Annotated in this window: 17 protein-coding genes; 9 read left to right on the forward strand and 8 right to left on the reverse strand. The window is 44.7% G+C overall.

The genetic code is table 11. The features are described 5' to 3' along the window. Positions 1 to 91: 91 nt before the first annotated feature. From ACXAER_RS01880 to ACXAER_RS01900, 5 genes are all read left to right on the forward strand, one after another. Positions 92 to 1,312, forward strand: a complete 1,221-nt coding sequence (locus tag ACXAER_RS01880) for a pyridoxal phosphate-dependent aminotransferase (RefSeq protein WP_474826061.1) — start codon at positions 92 to 94, stop codon at positions 1,310 to 1,312. A gap of 1 nt (position 1,313) precedes the next feature. Next, complete coding sequence (yfbR, locus tag ACXAER_RS01885; protein WP_012519109.1) at positions 1,314 to 1,913, forward strand: 5'-deoxynucleotidase; 600 nt, start codon at positions 1,314 to 1,316, stop codon at positions 1,911 to 1,913. 77 nt (positions 1,914 to 1,990) lie between these two features. Then, the gene (locus tag ACXAER_RS01890; protein ID WP_474826064.1) at positions 1,991 to 3,334 is read left to right on the forward strand and encodes an anti-phage deoxyguanosine triphosphatase; all 1,344 of its coding nucleotides are present in this window, start codon (positions 1,991 to 1,993) and stop codon (positions 3,332 to 3,334) included. 153 nt (positions 3,335 to 3,487) lie between these two features. Next, complete coding sequence (gene msrP / locus ACXAER_RS01895; protein ID WP_474826066.1) at positions 3,488 to 4,495, forward strand: protein-methionine-sulfoxide reductase catalytic subunit MsrP; 1,008 nt, start codon at positions 3,488 to 3,490, stop codon at positions 4,493 to 4,495. A 95-nt stretch (positions 4,496 to 4,590) separates the two neighbouring features. Further along, positions 4,591 to 5,250: a protein-methionine-sulfoxide reductase heme-binding subunit MsrQ gene (locus ACXAER_RS01900; RefSeq protein ID WP_474826068.1), complete on the forward strand. Its 660-nt coding sequence runs from the start codon at positions 4,591 to 4,593 to the stop codon at positions 5,248 to 5,250. 21 nt (positions 5,251 to 5,271) lie between these two features. Here the strand turns inward: ACXAER_RS01900 and ACXAER_RS01905 are convergent, their stop codons facing one another. Continuing rightward, a complete protein-coding gene (locus ACXAER_RS01905) occupies positions 5,272 to 5,703 on the reverse strand; it encodes a YqaA family protein (RefSeq protein ID WP_474826070.1) in 432 nt (143 codons plus the stop codon). 295 nt (positions 5,704 to 5,998) lie between these two features. Between ACXAER_RS01905 and ACXAER_RS01910 the strand changes: the two genes are divergently transcribed. From ACXAER_RS01910 to ACXAER_RS01925, 4 genes are all read left to right on the forward strand, one after another. Continuing rightward, complete coding sequence (locus ACXAER_RS01910; RefSeq protein WP_039225472.1) at positions 5,999 to 6,409, forward strand: hypothetical protein; 411 nt, start codon at positions 5,999 to 6,001, stop codon at positions 6,407 to 6,409. Positions 6,410 to 6,661: 252 nt separating this feature from the next. After that, positions 6,662 to 7,291 carry a YchJ family protein gene (locus tag ACXAER_RS01915; RefSeq protein ID WP_474826072.1) on the forward strand — a complete coding sequence of 210 codons (630 nt, stop codon included), beginning with the start codon at positions 6,662 to 6,664 and terminating at the stop codon, positions 7,289 to 7,291. 174 nt (positions 7,292 to 7,465) lie between these two features. Next, positions 7,466 to 8,881, forward strand: coding sequence for an alpha-amylase family protein (locus tag ACXAER_RS01920; RefSeq protein ID WP_474826074.1), 1,416 nt, complete (start codon positions 7,466 to 7,468; stop codon positions 8,879 to 8,881). A 182-nt stretch (positions 8,882 to 9,063) separates the two neighbouring features. Further along, a complete protein-coding gene (locus ACXAER_RS01925) occupies positions 9,064 to 9,828 on the forward strand; it encodes a DUF6174 domain-containing protein (protein WP_474826076.1) in 765 nt (254 codons plus the stop codon). A gap of 137 nt (positions 9,829 to 9,965) precedes the next feature. Here ACXAER_RS01925 and ACXAER_RS01930 read toward each other — a convergent pair whose 3' ends face one another. The 7 genes from ACXAER_RS01930 to ACXAER_RS01960 form a co-directional block, all read right to left on the reverse strand. Then, on the reverse strand, positions 9,966 to 10,940 hold the full coding sequence (locus ACXAER_RS01930) for an NADPH:quinone oxidoreductase family protein (protein WP_474826078.1): 975 nt from the start codon (positions 10,938 to 10,940) through the stop codon (positions 9,966 to 9,968). Positions 10,941 to 11,014: 74 nt separating this feature from the next. After that, entirely contained in the window at positions 11,015 to 12,067 is a 1,053-nt protein-coding gene (locus ACXAER_RS01935) for a phosphotransferase family protein (protein ID WP_474826080.1), read from the reverse strand. Between the two features lie 20 nt (positions 12,068 to 12,087). After that, on the reverse strand, positions 12,088 to 13,317 hold the full coding sequence (locus ACXAER_RS01940) for an acyl-CoA dehydrogenase family protein (RefSeq protein WP_474826082.1): 1,230 nt from the start codon (positions 13,315 to 13,317) through the stop codon (positions 12,088 to 12,090). Positions 13,318 to 13,328: 11 nt separating this feature from the next. Next, positions 13,329 to 14,015 (reverse strand): histidine phosphatase family protein, encoded by a 687-nt coding sequence (locus ACXAER_RS01945; RefSeq protein ID WP_474826084.1) that lies wholly within the window; start codon positions 14,013 to 14,015, stop codon positions 13,329 to 13,331. Positions 14,016 to 14,356: 341 nt separating this feature from the next. Next, positions 14,357 to 15,349, reverse strand: a complete 993-nt coding sequence (locus ACXAER_RS01950; RefSeq protein WP_474826086.1) for an XdhC family protein — start codon at positions 15,347 to 15,349, stop codon at positions 14,357 to 14,359. A gap of 27 nt (positions 15,350 to 15,376) precedes the next feature. Continuing rightward, complete coding sequence (locus ACXAER_RS01955) at positions 15,377 to 16,015, reverse strand: DsbA family oxidoreductase (protein ID WP_474826088.1); 639 nt, start codon at positions 16,013 to 16,015, stop codon at positions 15,377 to 15,379. A 124-nt stretch (positions 16,016 to 16,139) separates the two neighbouring features. After that, on the reverse strand, positions 16,140 to 16,796 hold the full coding sequence (locus ACXAER_RS01960; protein WP_474826090.1) for an SGNH/GDSL hydrolase family protein: 657 nt from the start codon (positions 16,794 to 16,796) through the stop codon (positions 16,140 to 16,142). Positions 16,797 to 16,861: the final 65 nt, after the last annotated feature.

The following is a 16,861-nucleotide window of genomic DNA, read 5'->3' on the forward strand; positions in this document are numbered from 1 at the left end:
TCGTACTTAAAGCAGAAATACTGCAAAAAGGCCATCGCATATGACTTTGTATTGCGATAATCTCAGGGTATGTAAATCAACCAGATAGACCATGAAAACTGTATCTCGCTCACATAAATTAGATAACGTTTGTTACGACATTAGAGGCCCAATCGCTGCGCAAGCACGAAAAATGGAAGACGAAGGACACCGTATATTAAAGCTGAATATCGGTAACCCCGCCCCATTTGGATTTGAAGCCCCTGACGATATCGTAAAAGACGTTATTCATAACCTGCCTACGTCTCAAGGATATTCAGACTCGACAGGAATTTATGCTGCCCGCGTGGCCGTGATGCAGTACTACCAGCAGCGCAACATTAAAGACATCCGTGTAGACGACGTTTATATTGGTAATGGCGTATCTGAGTTAATTATGATGGCGATGCAAGCGTTGCTTAATCATGGCGATGAAGTGCTTATTCCAAGTCCTGACTATCCGCTTTGGACAGCAGCCGTAAGTCTGTCGTCAGGCTCACCTGTTCACTATCGCTGCGACGAGCAAGCGGGCTGGTTCCCCGATATTGACGATATAAAAAGTAAAATCACCAGCAAAACTCGCGCAATTGTATTGATTAACCCTAATAACCCTACAGGTGCGGTGTACGACAAAGCCCTCCTGCAAGACGTGGTTGAAATCGCCCGCGAGCACGGCTTAGTCGTATTTAGCGACGAGATTTACGACAAAATTTTATACGATGAAGCCCAGCACACCAGTATTGCGTCACTCGCTGATGACGTATTTTTTGTTACTTTTGGTGGTTTAAGCAAAAACTATCGCGTGGCGGGCTTTCGCTCTGGTTGGTTAGTTGTCAGTGGGAATAAACGTCTTGCTACCGATTATATCGATGGACTCAATATATTGTCTTCTATGCGTATGTGCGCAAACGTACCTTGTCAAAGCGCCATACAAACTGCATTAGGCGGCTATCAGAGTATTGACGACTTGGTAAAGGAAAACGGGCGCTTGCGCATTCAGCGTGACGTAACTACAGATATGTTGAACGGCATCGACGGTATCTCTTGCGTTAAGCCTAAAGGCGCCATGTATTGTTTCGCCAAAGTAGATGAGAAGAAATTCAACATTCAAAACGATGAACAAATGGTGCTGGACTTATTAAGCTCTGAAAAAATTCTGCTGGTACACGGTCGCGCGTTTAACCTTAATGAAGGCACGTACTTTCGATTAGTATTTTTACCGCACAGCGATGTATTGGTGCCTGCGCTGCATCGTATTGGCAACTTTTTTAGAACGTATAAGCAAGGGGCGTAATGTGTCTGATAAAAGTCACTTTTTTGCGCACCTGGCGCGCTTAAAGCTTATTAATCGCTGGCCGCTCATGCACAACGTGCGCACAGAAAATGTGCAGGAGCATAGTTTGCAGGTGGCCATGGTCGCCCACGCGCTAGCCTTAATAAAAAATAAGTTTTTTGGCGGCACACTAAACCCTGATCGTATTGCTACCATGGCAATATTTCACGACGTGTCGGAGGTACTGACCGGAGACCTCCCTACCCCAGTGAAATACTTTAACCCTGCGATTAAAGAAGAATATAAAAAGATCGAAAAAATTGCAGAGAACAAGCTAATTGAAATGGCGCCTGAAGCATTTCGAGAAGACTATGCGGCGCTTATTGATCATCACTACCATAGTGAAGAAGAAGCTTTTATTGTGAAAGCAGCAGACGTACTTTGCGCTTATCTAAAAACGCTTGAAGAATTAGCTGCTGGTAACCAAGAGTTTAAGCTGGCTAAGAAACGATTAGATAAAACCCTTAAAGAGTATCATTCTGAAGAGGTGGACTACTTCTTAACGCGTTACGTACCAAGCTTTTCTTTAAGTCTTGATGAAATTACGCAAGACGATATGTGAGCAAGGCGATTAACAGCGCTTAAATTACTACACTGACGAATAGAAGTAGCATACACAGCAAGGCAGCGAGGTTTTTTTTGGCAACAAGCGATTGGGAATTAGCATTACACGAGCGTCGTTTACCCCGTAGCGAAACAAGAGACGGCGATCATCGCAATCCGTATCAACGTGATAAAGCGCGCGTTCTTCACAGCGCCGCGTTTCGCAGATTGCAGGCAAAAACCCAAGTGCTGGGTGTGGGGCTGAGCGACTTCTATCGCACTCGACTTACCCACTCTCTAGAAGCCGCCCAAATTGGCACCGGTATTACCGCCCAGCTGTGGGTGAAATTTCCAGATATCGCCACTACTTTGGCTCTTGATCCTACGTTAATCGAAACCCTCTGCTTGGCTCACGATATTGGTCATCCACCTTTTGGCCATGGTGGTGAAATTGCGCTTAATTACATGATGCACCAATACGGCGGGTTTGAAGGAAACGGACAAACCTTTAGGATCATCACTCAGCTAGAGCCCTATACTGCCGAACACGGCATGAATTTATGCAGAAGAAGCGTGTTAGGCTTGGTTAAATATCCGAACTTTATCGATGCCCTTCATAGTAAAGGACCTACGCCCGAACGCCCGGCTTCACTTCGTCAGGTTAAGGCCCACGACTGGCATCCACCAAAAGGTCTGTTTCGCTGCGACGAGCCCCTATTCGACTGGCTACTTGCGCCATTTAGCAATGAAGATAAAGATGCGTTTATGCAGTTTGCTGCAAAACCGAATACCCACAGCAAAACGCAATTTAAATCGTTCGACTGTTCAATTATGGAGCTGTCTGACGATATCGCCTATGGCATTCACGACTTAGAAGATGCCATTGTGATGGATATGGTCGACAAGCATCATTTTGTCGAGGATGTAACCACCCCGCTTAAAGCGCTGGATGTACCCTGGCTGTCAGATAATATAGAAGTGTTAACCAACAAACTATTTAGCGCTGCACATCACGAAAGGAAAAATGCCATAGGTGCGCTGGTTAATAGCTTTATCACAGCTATTGAAATAAAAGGCGTTGAGGGTTTTGCTCATCCGTTACTGGCGTTCAACGCCATGATGCCGGAAAAATTTGCAGAAGCCTTGGAGCTATTTAAACGTTTCGTGTTTAACAAAGTAATACGCCGCCCCGATGTGCAGCTATTAGAATACAAGGGACAGCTGGTAGTTATGGAACTTTTTGAAGCTTTTGCATCGGATCCCGACCGCCTTCTACCTGAAAACACCCAAGAGCGCTGGCGTAAGGCCTGTGAGAAAGACAATGGTATGCGCGTCCTCGCGGACTATATATCTGGCATGACAGACGAATTCGCCTCTCGCTTATACAGCAATATCTTTTCACCAAAACAAGGCGGCATTCAAGATAGTTTGCATATGTAGATTGTTTAATTTGCCCCAAATTAATTGAAATGAAAAGACCGTACTCTCGGTCTTTTTTATTATGTTGAACTTACTCGTTACATTAACGTAGCTAAATGTACTGGGTGAAGTGACGACCATTTCTCATAGTCTTATCATAATTTAGGTAACGTTATGCCAAAACCATTTAAACCCTCAGTGAAGTTGAACGAAAGCCATGTGACTGATGAAAGCGTGTATATGAATCGCCGTTCATTGCTCAAATCTATGGGCTTTGTGGGCGCGTCCACACTGTTAGCAAAGTCAGCGGGGGCTGCCGGTTGGTTTTGGGAAGATGAGGAAGAAAAAGCTGCGTTTAAAGGGAAAGCGCTTGAGTTTAGCCAACCACCTAAATTTCAAATAGCGGAAACCCGTACGCCTGAAGATAAAGTAACCAGCTACAATAATTTTTACGAGTTTGGTACCTCTAAAGACGCACCTGCCCAAAATGCGACTGAATTTCAAACCAAACCGTGGACGTTAAAAATTGATGGCATGGTGAAAAACCCCATTGAGCTTGATCACGATGCCTTAACAAAACGCTTTCCATTAGAGGAGCGCATTTACCGTTTGCGCTGCGTTGAAGCATGGTCGATGGTGGTACCTTGGATTGGGTTTGAGTTGGGGGCGTTGTTAAAACAAGCCGAGCCATTAATGTCAGCCAAGTATGTGGCGTTTGAAACCCTATACGACCCTGAGCAAATGCCCGGTCAACGAAGCCGCTTTACCGGTGGTGGTATTGATTACCCTTACGTAGAGGGGTTGCGTCTTGATGAAGCCATGCACCCGTTAACGCTCATGTCGGTTGGTCTTTACGGGAAGACTTTGCCACCTCAAAACGGCGCGCCTATCAGGCTTGTTGTACCGTGGAAGTATGGTTTTAAGAGCATTAAGTCTATTGTGAGAATTCGCCTTACCGATAAGAAGCCGCCTACCACATGGAATCGACTGGCCGCCAACGAGTATGGCTTTTACGCCAATGTGAATCCAAACGTGTCGCACCCAAGGTGGAGTCAGGCCAGCGAGCGTAGAATAACCACAGGTGGGCTACTCGCCAGAAATCGCATCGACACCCAAATGTTCAACGGTTACAGCGAAGTCGCGCCGCTATACAAAGATATGGACTTATCCCGTTATTACTAGTTGTAACTTTATGAGGCCACAACCAAATAGCTAGTCATTCATATCAATATCACTTAACTAGAGTTTTTAAACATTATTATTAAGTTGTTCATTTAATGCCGTTAAGAAAAAAAACATTTCGACTCTCTGTATGGCAGCGCCGCAGCCTAAAAGGTCTTATTCACCTTTTCGCATTGGGCTATATCGTCTGGTTGTTTTTTGCAGGGGTAACCGATCAGCTTGGTCCAGACCCTGTAAACACGCTCATCAACGAGACTGGAACCTGGGCAATTCACTTTCTTTTACTAACGCTTACTCTTAGCCCACTTGCTAAATGGCTACCAAGCCCAGAACCGATGCAATTTAGACGTATGATTGGCGTATACACCTTTGTGTACGCCTTTGCACACCTGTTCACTTACATTGTGTTTGAACTCCAGCTTGATATTGCACTAGTGGCTAGCGAGATAGTAAGCAGGCCTTATATCATTGTTGGCATGGCAGCGTTACTTCTTCTTTTTGCTCTCACTGCTACGTCGTTTAAGCGTATCCAGCGCAACATGGGAAAAAAGTGGCAGAAGCTTCACAACAGCATTTACCTGATCCTGCCCCTTGCACTGCTTCATTTCAGCTGGTCGCAGAAGACGTTTTGGCAAGAGCCCGTTTGGTATTGGATGATTGGGCTGATTTTAATGAGCCCAAGAATGAAGCAGTGGTATGTGACGTACCAAAAGAAAAGCCAAAAGAAGTCGAGAGACAACAACACAGTGGCGTGAGAAAACTAAGCCGAAAACCTTTTACACAAGTACGTAAAGCAGCGCAGCATAACGCGCTGTTTTACTAAGCGTTACCGCGATAATAAAAAACCAAAGCGGGCTTCTAAGTACACCTGCTACTAAAGTAATAGGGTCGCCAATAATAGGTACCCAGCATAAAAACAAACTCCACTTCCCCCACTTTGTAAAGGTGTAGCTTGCACGGTTAAACGCCGCTTCGCTCACTTTTAACTTATCGGTCGCAATTTCTTTTCCGAACTTGAAGCCCAATGCATAATTAACCACCGAGCCAAGTACATTTCCTAACGAAGCAACAACAAGCAACAACACCCAGTTCAACCCACTACTGTATAAAGCACTAAGCACAATTTCAGAACTAAAAGGCAATATAGTGGCTGCCAAAAATGCCGATAAGAGCATCCCCAAGTAGCCTAAATGTATTAATGCGCTCAATTCTCCTCCAACTTTATACAGTAGTTTTCTATGTAAAATTCGCGCGCATCTTACCTCAATCGGTGTCTGAATACTTCCTTCAGAATTCGATAGAACAAAAAAATCATTATCTTTTATATAGTTACTGAGAAAACACCGATTTGTGTGAAAAAAGTACAACTAAATACTTGCCAAAGCCCTCCTTTGAGAATACTGTATACAAATACACACTGTATATGTAACCAGCATTAATTGATAACAATATTCCCGAAGTTCAAACTATGAACTTCAGGACAAATGCATAAAGGGTTTTACTATGAACACATCTTCAGTTTCACGATTTAATGCTTTGCGCGCTTCGGTTTCAAATGTTGTTCAACTACCTTTGCCGATAGAAGGGTTTCCAGGCGAAAAACAAGGTAATGGAAAAGGAAGTAACGACAAAGGTTGGAATTATCTGCTTTCAAATACGGTGTCGTTTTCTAAATCTGTAGATCACGCTATCCGTATTCAAAAACCCGAAAAAGAAAAAATGCCCGAATGGATCAGTAAGCTGATTACAGGTGGCCAATGTAAAACACTGTATGTAGAAAACATTGATTTAGACCTTCAACCAACCGATAGTGAAATGATCAGAAAGCTGTGTGAGCTTTACTCTGTCAGCCTAGTGAATGTACGTGTTAACAGCATTAATGACGAACAAAACGTAGCATTAGGTCCTTGGTAATACAAAGCCTGTTTATGCTTACATTTTACGTTTGCCCCATCTTACATTTGCCTGAATAGCGGTGCGTAAACAAAACCTAAATATTTATTTTCATACAACTCTTTGGCGTGGAATCTCTGACATGTACCCTTTGGCATGGACCGCCAAGGAATCTTTGAATATCGGCAACATTTACGTTTAAAAAGTTGGGACTCACGCAACTTATACTTATACTGTAGCGCTTTGTTATACTCTTAAACCGCGAGTTGTCTTATGCGCTGTTACTGTTGCTCATCAAAACCCTTCAACGAATGCTGCGAGCCTTTTATTAAGGGTGATAAACACCCTAGTACTGCAGAGCAACTTATGCGCTCGCGATTTTCAGCCTACGCTACAGCGCATTATCAATACATTCTTGAAACCTACACCAAAGAAAAGCAGCAGGGTCTTTCTGTAGAGGATTTGGCGCAAAGCGCACAAGGTGCGACATGGTTCGCACTTAAAGTTCACCCCACTCTAGCGGCTAGCTCCGTAGATAGCTTGGTAGGTAACTCGGTCAGTAGTACTGAAGATAGTTCGATAGACAGTACTGTACATGCCGACGCTAAAGTCGAAGCAGTAACCAACGCCGAGCCAATCTTTAAGACTAATTTAAAGTCCATCTCCAAACCCATCACCAAACCCAATAATGCCATTGTTGAATTCACTGCTTACTATTTTGAAAATAAAAGTATGTATCAGCTTCACGAAACGTCGAATTTTAGTGTTGAAGACGGTAAGTGGCGTTATCACGACGGCGTATTACACGACGATTGCGGCAAAATTAAGTACGGGAGAAACCTACCTTGTGTATGCGGTAGCAACAAAAAATTCAAACAGTGCTGCGCAACTAAGAGCCGCTAACCCAATTGCAATAACTAACTGTACTCCCTTCCCTGCGCATCTTGATTGTTCACCTTTCCTTTAATTTAAAATTAAAGGTTAATTGAATACGTATGCATTATGTTTATTATTTGTAAACAAAATGTAAGCATTACTTTCATCTTTTATCTCGCTCCCACATAAATAGGACACACTATGAAGATGAAGAAACATGCGGCAGGCGTTCTAATAGGCGCAGCACTGAGTACATTAAGTTATCAAAGCTATGCCGACGTTATACTACACGCATTTAACTGGACCTACGACGACGTAGCCGCAAAAGCCCAGGAAATTGCGGATCTTGGTTACACCAAAGTACTTGTTTCGCCTGCTTATAAATCGACAGGTGATCAGTGGTGGGCGCGATATCAACCCCAGGACTATCGAGTTATTGATAATCCACTTGGTGACACTGCTGACTTTCAAGCGATGGTTAATGCATTAAATGCCAAAGGTGTAGAGACCTACGCGGATATTGTCTTTAATCATATGGCGAACGAAGCATGGAAACGTTCAGACTTAAACTACCCCGGAAGTGAAATACTACAGCAGTACTCTTCAAATCAGGGGTACTACAATGGCATCACTTTATTTGGTGATGTAAGTAGCGGTCTTTTTGGCGGTGGTGACTTCCACGGTACGTATGATCAAGGTGGCCCTAAGTGCATTAGTAACTACAGCGATGTAGGCGATGTTCAGTACAATAGATTATGCGGCGCCGCGCCAGATCCTGGTTTGCCCGACCTAGACCCCAATAATTGGGTAGTAGCCCAGCAAAAAGCGTATCTTCAGGCGTTAAAAGACATGGGTGTAACCGGTTTTCGCGTTGATGCTGCAAAGCACATGACCAACTATCATATCAACGCGGTGTTCGACAGCAATATCAAAAACGGCGTGCATGTTTTCGGAGAAATAATTACCACGGGCGGTGCAGGCTCTAGTGAGTATGATAACTTCCTTGCACCTTATTTATCAGCAACAGGTCACTCGGCCTACGATTTCCCGCTTTTCGCGCAAATACGCAGTGTGTTTAGCTTCGGTGGTTCGATGAATGCCTTAGTTGACCCAGGTGCGTATGGTCAGGCTTTATCAGGCGACAAGGCTATTACATTTAGTATTACCCACGACATTCCGCTCAACGACGGCTTCCGCTACCAGTTACTTGACCCAACCGACGAACATTTGGCAAATGCCTATGTACTAGGGCGTGACGGTGGTGTTCCACTACTGTACTCAGATAACAATGAAAGTGGTGATAATCGCTGGGTAGATTTGTATAAGCGTAATGACATCAAGGGTATGGTTAAATTCCATAACGGAGTTCAGGGCAGTGGCATGCAAGTGGTAAGTCATAATGACTGCGTTATTTTCTTCAAGCGTGACCACCAGGGCGTTGTGGGTATTAATAAATGCGCAGACGGCCAAGATATTTGGGTAGATACATCTACGGACAATTTATGGTGGTATAGAAATTACCGCGATACGTTAAGTAACGATGTGCAATATATTACAACTCAGTGGCACAAGTTCTATGTACCAGGAAGAAGTGCACGAATGTGGCTTATGGAGTAACTCAGCGCCAAAACGTTCCCAAGTAACACTGTTTACTTTAACAACAATTGTATTAGTATAAACTGCAGAGTGGTTTTGTATTACGTGAAGTGCAAAGCCACTTTTTTATTTCTAATTGTCACAAAATTGCTGCGTGCTCTATTATCGTGGCTAATCTTAAAAAATAAAAAACAAGGAATGTTATGACTACTATTTTACGTATCGCTGCGACGATTTCTGCTACTACGCTATTGTTGGGCTGCGGTGGTAGCGATTCAAACGATATACTCGACGACCTTAACGCCAACCGCGCAAAGTGGGAAAGTGCGAACATCGAGAATTACCAGTTTGAATATCAAATTTCATGTTTTTGCACCGAAGAAACCATACTTCCTCGCTTAGTACTGGTAGAAGGTAGTCAGGTCACCTCTCAAACTATTATAGAAGGCAATATTGCCCTACCGCTAGATGATGCGTATACGGAAAGCATTGATAGCTTGTATCAACTTATTTCATTAGAAGAAAGCCGTGCGGAGTCGCTATCGGTTAAATATGACCCAGAACTCGGCTACCCAACCGAAATCAAGGTCGATATCAACGAGCAAACGGCTGACGACGAATATACCCTAACAATTAGCAACCTTATCGCCGCTGGTGATGTGGCCTGTACAGCAACGGTAGAAGATGGCCTCTTGCTTTCAGTAACCGATCAAACAACACAAATGCCAAGCGCATGTGGAGTTACTGCTACTGCAATAGAAGAAGCGTTTTCTGAAACTGTTATAGTTGATGAAACGGATTGTGCAGAAGACGATTTGATTGCAATGCTAGAAGAACGTCCTGGCTTTTACACCCTCACAGTACAAAAACAGGGTTATCAAGACTATCAAGTAGATAACATAGGCATTGGTAAAGACTTATGTCATGTGTTGACCAGAGAATTCAACGTAGAACTAGTACCAGAATAACCATTACTCAATGACTCTCGAAATAAGCCTGAACCATAGAATGACGTGACACCCAGTAGTTGGACTATTCCATTACTGGGGACACTTCAGAAGGCTCAGGCTTTTCGTTAACTTACTTTCTTGCCAGACCTGTAGGATCAGGGCACAAGCACCATCTTACCTTTAACCTCGCGGTTCATAACTTTAGCCATGGCCTTCGTTGCTTGTTCGAGCGGCAGTGCTTCATCTACCACAACCTTAACTTTGCCTTGCACGTACCACGTTAAAAGCTCTTGCATGTTTTCAGCAAAGCCTTTCGGATCGTGCTGAGTAAATGAGCCCCAAAATACGCCCATCACCGAGTAGCCTTTTACCAGCGCTAAATTAACTGGGAATTTCGGGATCTCACCGCCTGCAAAGCCAACCACAAGTAAACGCCCTTCCCAAGCCATACTTCGACTGCATGCGTGGAAGGTATCGCCGCCAACGCATTCGTAAACAACGTCTACGCCTTTGCCTCCCGTCACTTCTTTAAGTGTTTCCTTTAAATCTTTCTCTTTATAATTAATTAGAACATCAGCACCATACTCTTTAGCGAGCGCTAACTTTTCCTCTGTTGAGCATACCGCAATAACTTTGGCGCCCATGATCTTGCCTATTTGCACTGCAGCCAGGCCTGTACCGCCAGCCGCACCAGTAACAACCAGCGTTTCACCTGCTTGCAGCTTCGCCCGTTGTTTTAATGCGTGATGGGCAGTCGCATGCGCAGTTACAAGGGCTGCGCCTTCGTTAACATGAATGGGGTCCGGCAACGGCATTACATGAGTGGCTGGGATTAATGCTTTTTCTGCATAACCACCTAAATTCGACAGCGCGATAACACGTTGACCTTCTTTTAAATGACTCACGCCTTCACCCACCTGAGCAATGGTACCAGCGACTTCGTTGCCAGGAATAAACGGAAAGTCTGGCTGCATTTGATACAGTCCTTGCACCAACAGACCATCTGGAAAATTAACCCCTGCAGCTTCAACGTTAATTACCACATGGCCTTTTTTTACTTCTGGATCCGCCACATCTTTAAATTGAAGATCGTCAAGCGGCCCAAAAGATTCGCATACAATTGCTTTCATACTGTCTCCAGTTATTTTGTTCGACCTGCATGCTTCATATAGCATGGCAGGTCATTAAATACGTTATATGGCGTTTATTCGCTTTGGTGTATAGTTTGGTTTGCAATTTGCGCCAAAGGACGCACCATCGCGCCTAATTGCATGGCCTTCTCGCTTGACGCGTTGCCATCGTGGGCGCGCTTTACAACACCTTGTAAAATAGCGGCTAAACGGAAAAAACTAAATGCGAGGTAGAACGTCCAGTTGTTTATGGCATCAATGCCTCTTCGCTCGCAATATGCCTTGATATATTCTTGTTCGCTCGGAATACCCAGCTGCTTTCTATCAAGCCCGCCTAATCCAGCTGCATGTGCAATATCAGAAGGAAGGCGTAGCTGCATGCATTGATAGGCCAGGTCGGCATATGGGTGTCCCAAGGTCGAGAGCTCCCAGTCTAATACAGCTACCACTTGCGGTTTGTCGGTATCAGACATATCAAACATCATGTTGTCTAATCGAAAATCACCATGAACCAACGACACTTGTCCGTCATCCTCTGGCAGATTTGCTTCTAGGTAGTGGATAAGACTTTCAATTTCTTCAATATGCTCAAGTTCAGATGCCCGATACTGCTTTGTCCAACGACTTAACTGACGTTCAAAGTAACTACCAGGCTTGCCATAATCACTCAACCCGGCGCTTTCAATATCAACACTGTGAAGCGCAGCCAACACGCGATTCATCTCGTCATACATGGCACCGCGGGTATCAGAAGACGCTATTTCAGGTAATGCGCTATTCCAATATATTTCGCCCTCAACAAACGCCATGATGTAAAACATGCTGCCGATAACACTGGTATCTTCACACAAATGATGAGCTTTAGGCACAGGCACCTGAGAGTCTTGTAGTGCGTTGATAACGCGAAACTCTCTGTCTACCGCATGAGCAGACTTTAGTAATTTACCTGGAGGTTGGCGGCGCAAGACATACACGCCGTTATCTGTGGTGAGCTTAAACGTGGGGTTCGACTGTCCACCCGCGAACTTTTCTGCGCTTTCAACGTGCCCAATACTGGGGCACGCTGTAGATAGATAGTTGTTTAGCGCCACTAAATCAATTGCATGTGGGGCATTATCTTTTGACACACTCACTCCTTATGCACTTTTTATGCGTTTTTTTCGGCAATCAAATTACGGCCTAGCTGCATCATGTGAACCTCATCAGGACCATCAGCTAACTTTATTGTGCGTGCATAGGCGTACATAGCAGATAGCACAAAGTCTTGACTGGTGCCAGCTGCGCCATGCATCTGAATGGCTTGGTCGATAACTTTGCATGCCATACTTGGCGCTACAATTTTGATAGCAGCAATAAGATCACGAGAAATCTTATTGCCATAGCGATCCATCTTGTCAGCAGCTTTCAGCGTAAGTAAACGAGCCTGCTCTATATCACAGTGCATCTGGGCAATGTTTTCTCTAATCGACTGCTGTTTCGACAAAGGCTTTCCGAATGCTACGCGCTGTTCAACTCGCTCACATGCCATATCTAGCGCGCGCTGCGCACAACCAATAAGGCGCATGCAATGGTGAATTCGACCCGGTCCTAAACGCCCTTGCGCAATTTCGAAACCACGACCTTCACCTAGTAATAAGTTCTCTGCTGGAACACGTACATCTTCAAACAAGACCTCCGCATGACCCACTGGCTCATCGTAATAACCCATCGCCGCCATGGGGCGAACAATAGTTACGCCTTTAGTATCCATTGGGACCAAGATTTGCGACTGCTGCTGGTGACGAGGTGCATCGAAATCCGTTTTACCCATCACCACCATAATTTTGCAGTTTTCGTTCATGGCACCGCTGGTATACCACTTACGACCATTAATAACGTACTCGTCACCATCGCGCTTAATTGAGGTTTCAATGTTAGTCGCATCACTCGAAGCTACCGCAGGCTCAGTCATAGCGAAGGCCGAGCGAATTTCACCGTTAAGTAACGGCTCTAGCCACTGCTTTTTATGCGCTTCATTGCCATACTTAGCGAGCACTTCCATATTGCCGGTATCAGGCGCACTGCAGTTAAAAATCTCAGCACTAAACAACACACGGCCCATTTCTTCGCACAGCGGCGCATACTCGGCATTTGTCAGGCCTGCACCATAGGGCTTATACTCTTCAGGCAAAAACAAGTTCCAAAGGCCCGCATCTTTGGCTCGTTGCTTAAGCGTTTGCATCATTTCAGGGGTCTTCCAACGACCGTCACCGTTGTTCGCAGAACCACCTTCTACGGCGTGAATATATTCCTTTTCAATTGGATACACTTCTTCTTTCATAAACGCTTTTAGCTTTTCTAAAAGTGCTTGGGTCTTTTCATTATATTCGAAGTTCATAATTGCCCCATTTAGCTGTAGGTAATGGCGTGCAACCTGTCAATCACATCCAGGTGAGGTACGCTGTTGAAGTTATTTAAGTGAACGCCCCGCGAATTAGCGAAGCATTGTGAAAAACTGGCGTTGCGTATTTGCAAGTTCATATTGATAACCGTGGCGGCATCATAACCAAGAATGTGTTTAAGCATCATAGCGATAGCACCTCCAGAACTAACCACCAGCACCCGTTTAGCATCAAGGTTTTGAAGGTGAGTAAGCATTGAATAAACGCGCTCTTCAAACTCGCTCCATGTTTCATCGAGAAGATCATGCGCTAATTCGTCTTGCGACCACGCAAGCATGGCCTTTTTAAGCAGTCGATAGTACTCGGCAGGTGATGCGCCCTCTGGAACTTTCGCGTCTGGGTAGCGTGATAAATACGCTTTCGCTACGGCTTGAAAATTGAATTCGTTCAAAGCGCTGTTAACTGTGACGTCAGGAAGAGAATATCCGTTTGTAGAAATACCTTCGGCAATACCATCTTTGGTTTCATGATGCCGCACCATATCACCGGAGAAAACCGCATCGAACTGAATATTGCGATGTTTAAAATAATCTCCAAGCCAGATGGCTTGCTGTCCACCCAATTCGCTCAGTTTGTCGTAGTTCGCTTTACCAAAAGACGCTTGGCCATGGCGTACTAGATAGATTTCTGTCATACCGCTGCCTGATGTTATTAATATGTTAACTTGTCAAATCACATACTAAGGAAAACAACGTTATAAGTTTAATTGATATTTTGAATGAGTATGCATCATGTGAAACTATGTAGCTTGATTTTAAATCACGGTGCATCGCTTAAACGCCCCCTTGTTAAACGTTGGGAGGAAGGTTGTTTTGTTGAACCTATAACGAGAGATTAGGTTGCGTTCAACATTATCGGAAAGAAATAAGACTGAGCTATAGAGAATCATTCAAGCGAGACTTTGCTGCATCGCTTGAGACTCATTGTTAGAGGAACAGTTGCACCAAGAACTGATGCAACATTAAAAGGATGTTCTTAACGTTTCAGGTGCGTAGGCTTCGTATGAAATACTGCGTGGCATTGCGCTATCACAGACAGAGCAATGTGCTCAGGAAGTTCTCCACCAATATCAAATCCAGCGGGGCTGGCAAAATATTGCGTAAAGTTAGTATCGCTAAGCCCTGCTAAATCCATAATTTCTTGCTTGCGATGAAGCGGCCCAAGCATTGCCGTATAAATTAGCGACTGCATACTGAGTAACTGAAGTGCTTTGGCGTCAATTTCGCGGTGATGAGACATAAGCACTGCCGCTTGAATATTGTGTTCGTTAAGGTGTAAACGCACCCCCTCAGTGGTCGGGTCGTCGATTAAATAATTAACCTCGGGGAAGTGTTCAACTCTCGCTTGGGCAGGCCGCGGGTCCCAAAGACTGACTAAATAGCCTTGCGAACTGGCAAGCTTCGTCATAAAAGTAGCATCGTAACCACCACCAACAACAAGTATGTGAATGGGCGGCATCATCAAAACAGATAAGCTGCGCTTTCCGCCTAATGTATCCAACACGGCTTTTCTGGGAGAACCCGCATTGTCTTCCAATACCTTACACGCACCTTCTGACCCATCTACCGTAACATTCCACTCACATACGTGACCCTTCGATAGAGTCTGGCTTACTTCATCCAGAGAAAGGTAGTTATTGCCTTTGTTGACCGGCACAAGCGCCAAATGCACCACGCCTCCGCAGCCTACGCCCAACTTAAAAGCGATATCTTCCTCATCTTCATCATCGTAAACAGCAGTGCGGCTAACACCGTCTGTCATTACGCGCTGGGCTTTTTTTACAATATCACTTTCTAAGCAACCTCCGCTTAGAATACCTAGTTGATGTCCAGCATCACTGAACAACATCATGGCTCCCGCTTTGCGATAGCAAGAGCCTTCGGTTTTAAAAATGAAACCCAGCACCCACTTGTGCTTGTCTTTTAGCGGAAGCCATTGCGCTAGCAAGTGGTTCACATGATTACTCATAACTACCTCAAACCCCGTTAAACCTGTTTACTGCTGTGTTGCTGCTTGGGTGATAAATGCGGCAAGAGTTGCTGGCTCTTGGGCACCGGCTATTCCTTGGTTGCCTATCACGAACGTGGGTACGCTTTGAATACCCCGCTGCATCCAAGTCGCTTCCTCTTCGCGCACTGCTTGTGCGTATATACCGTTTTGAAGTACCTCTTCAGCTTCTCCCCCATCAAGACCTATTGCGTCAGCAATCTCGACCAACACTTTTTGATCATTCACATTTTTACCATCAGTGAAATACGCTTTAAACAAGCTCAGTTTCATCTCTTCTTCAAGGCCCTTTTTTGCCGCTAAATGAGCAAGTTGATGGGCTTTGAACGTGTTTTGCATACGCGAATCGTCAGTAAAATTGAACGCAAACCCCAACGCCTCGCCCGCTTCAACAAGTCGAGCTCGGTTATCAGCGCTTTGCTGTTCGCTAATGCCATACTTTTCCATTATATGCTCGCGCAGATTTTGTCCTTGTTCTGGCATGTTAGGATTCAGCTCGAATGGGTGAAACTTGATATCCACCTCAATATTATCGAGAGTTTTTATTGCTTCTTGTAATCGCTGATACCCAACAATGCACCATGGACACACTACGTCGGATACCATGTTTACCGTTACTTTTTGCATAACAACTCCCCTTTTAGAACCCGTTTATCCGTGTTCTCTTTGTGTTCATTGACTTAAGCCACCTTAGATGAGGTTACAAAAAGAAACTTCAACCCTATATGTAATTAATATACGTATTGGAAAGCTAAGATGATCGAAATCGCGTTAGCGCTGACCGCGCCCAAATACCATAGCCTTTGGAAGATGGATGAAAACCATCCTCTGCCATCAAGCCGCTTTGTTTTACCTCTTTTGCACTTCCGCCTAGCTTTAGTGCACTAATATGAAGCACTTCAGAGTTCGGGCAGTTGGCAATACGTTCTTCCATCGCTTCATTTAGCAAAAGCGCTCTAAAGCCGAGTAAACCTCTTAAAGGTTGGGGCAAAGCCGGAAACGCATGTATAGGCGGCAATGCAGTAAACAAAATATTTTGGCAGCCAAACTTTCGGCTTAAAAGAGACTCGATTACCGAGATGTTGTACTGCCAGCGTTTTAACGAAACAAATTTGGTAACATCATTAACCCCAATGGAAATGAGCGTTGTTGAAAAGTGTTGCTTTGGTAATTGTTGTAAAAGGTTAAGTACGTCTTCACTCTTATAGCCTGTTTTAGCGTGCAACAAAACACGGGTTGGACCGTGTTGTGAAAGGCTTGAATAAATCAGCCCAGTTAACGCCCCTTCTTGCGTTGCCGCCCCTACACCTGCTGCAGCCGAGTCCCCAATGACTAGTACGTTGATTTTCGGTGCTTCTTTATCATTTATTGAACAAAGCACCCTGTCTCCGCTAGGCTCTGGCAACACGGCCGTTCTCCCTCTCACCCATAACGCTTGTAAGAAAACGATTGGAAGCAAAAGAGCAATTGCGG

It is taken from the genome of Alteromonas sp. AWJ4_199, from assembly GCF_056159165.1.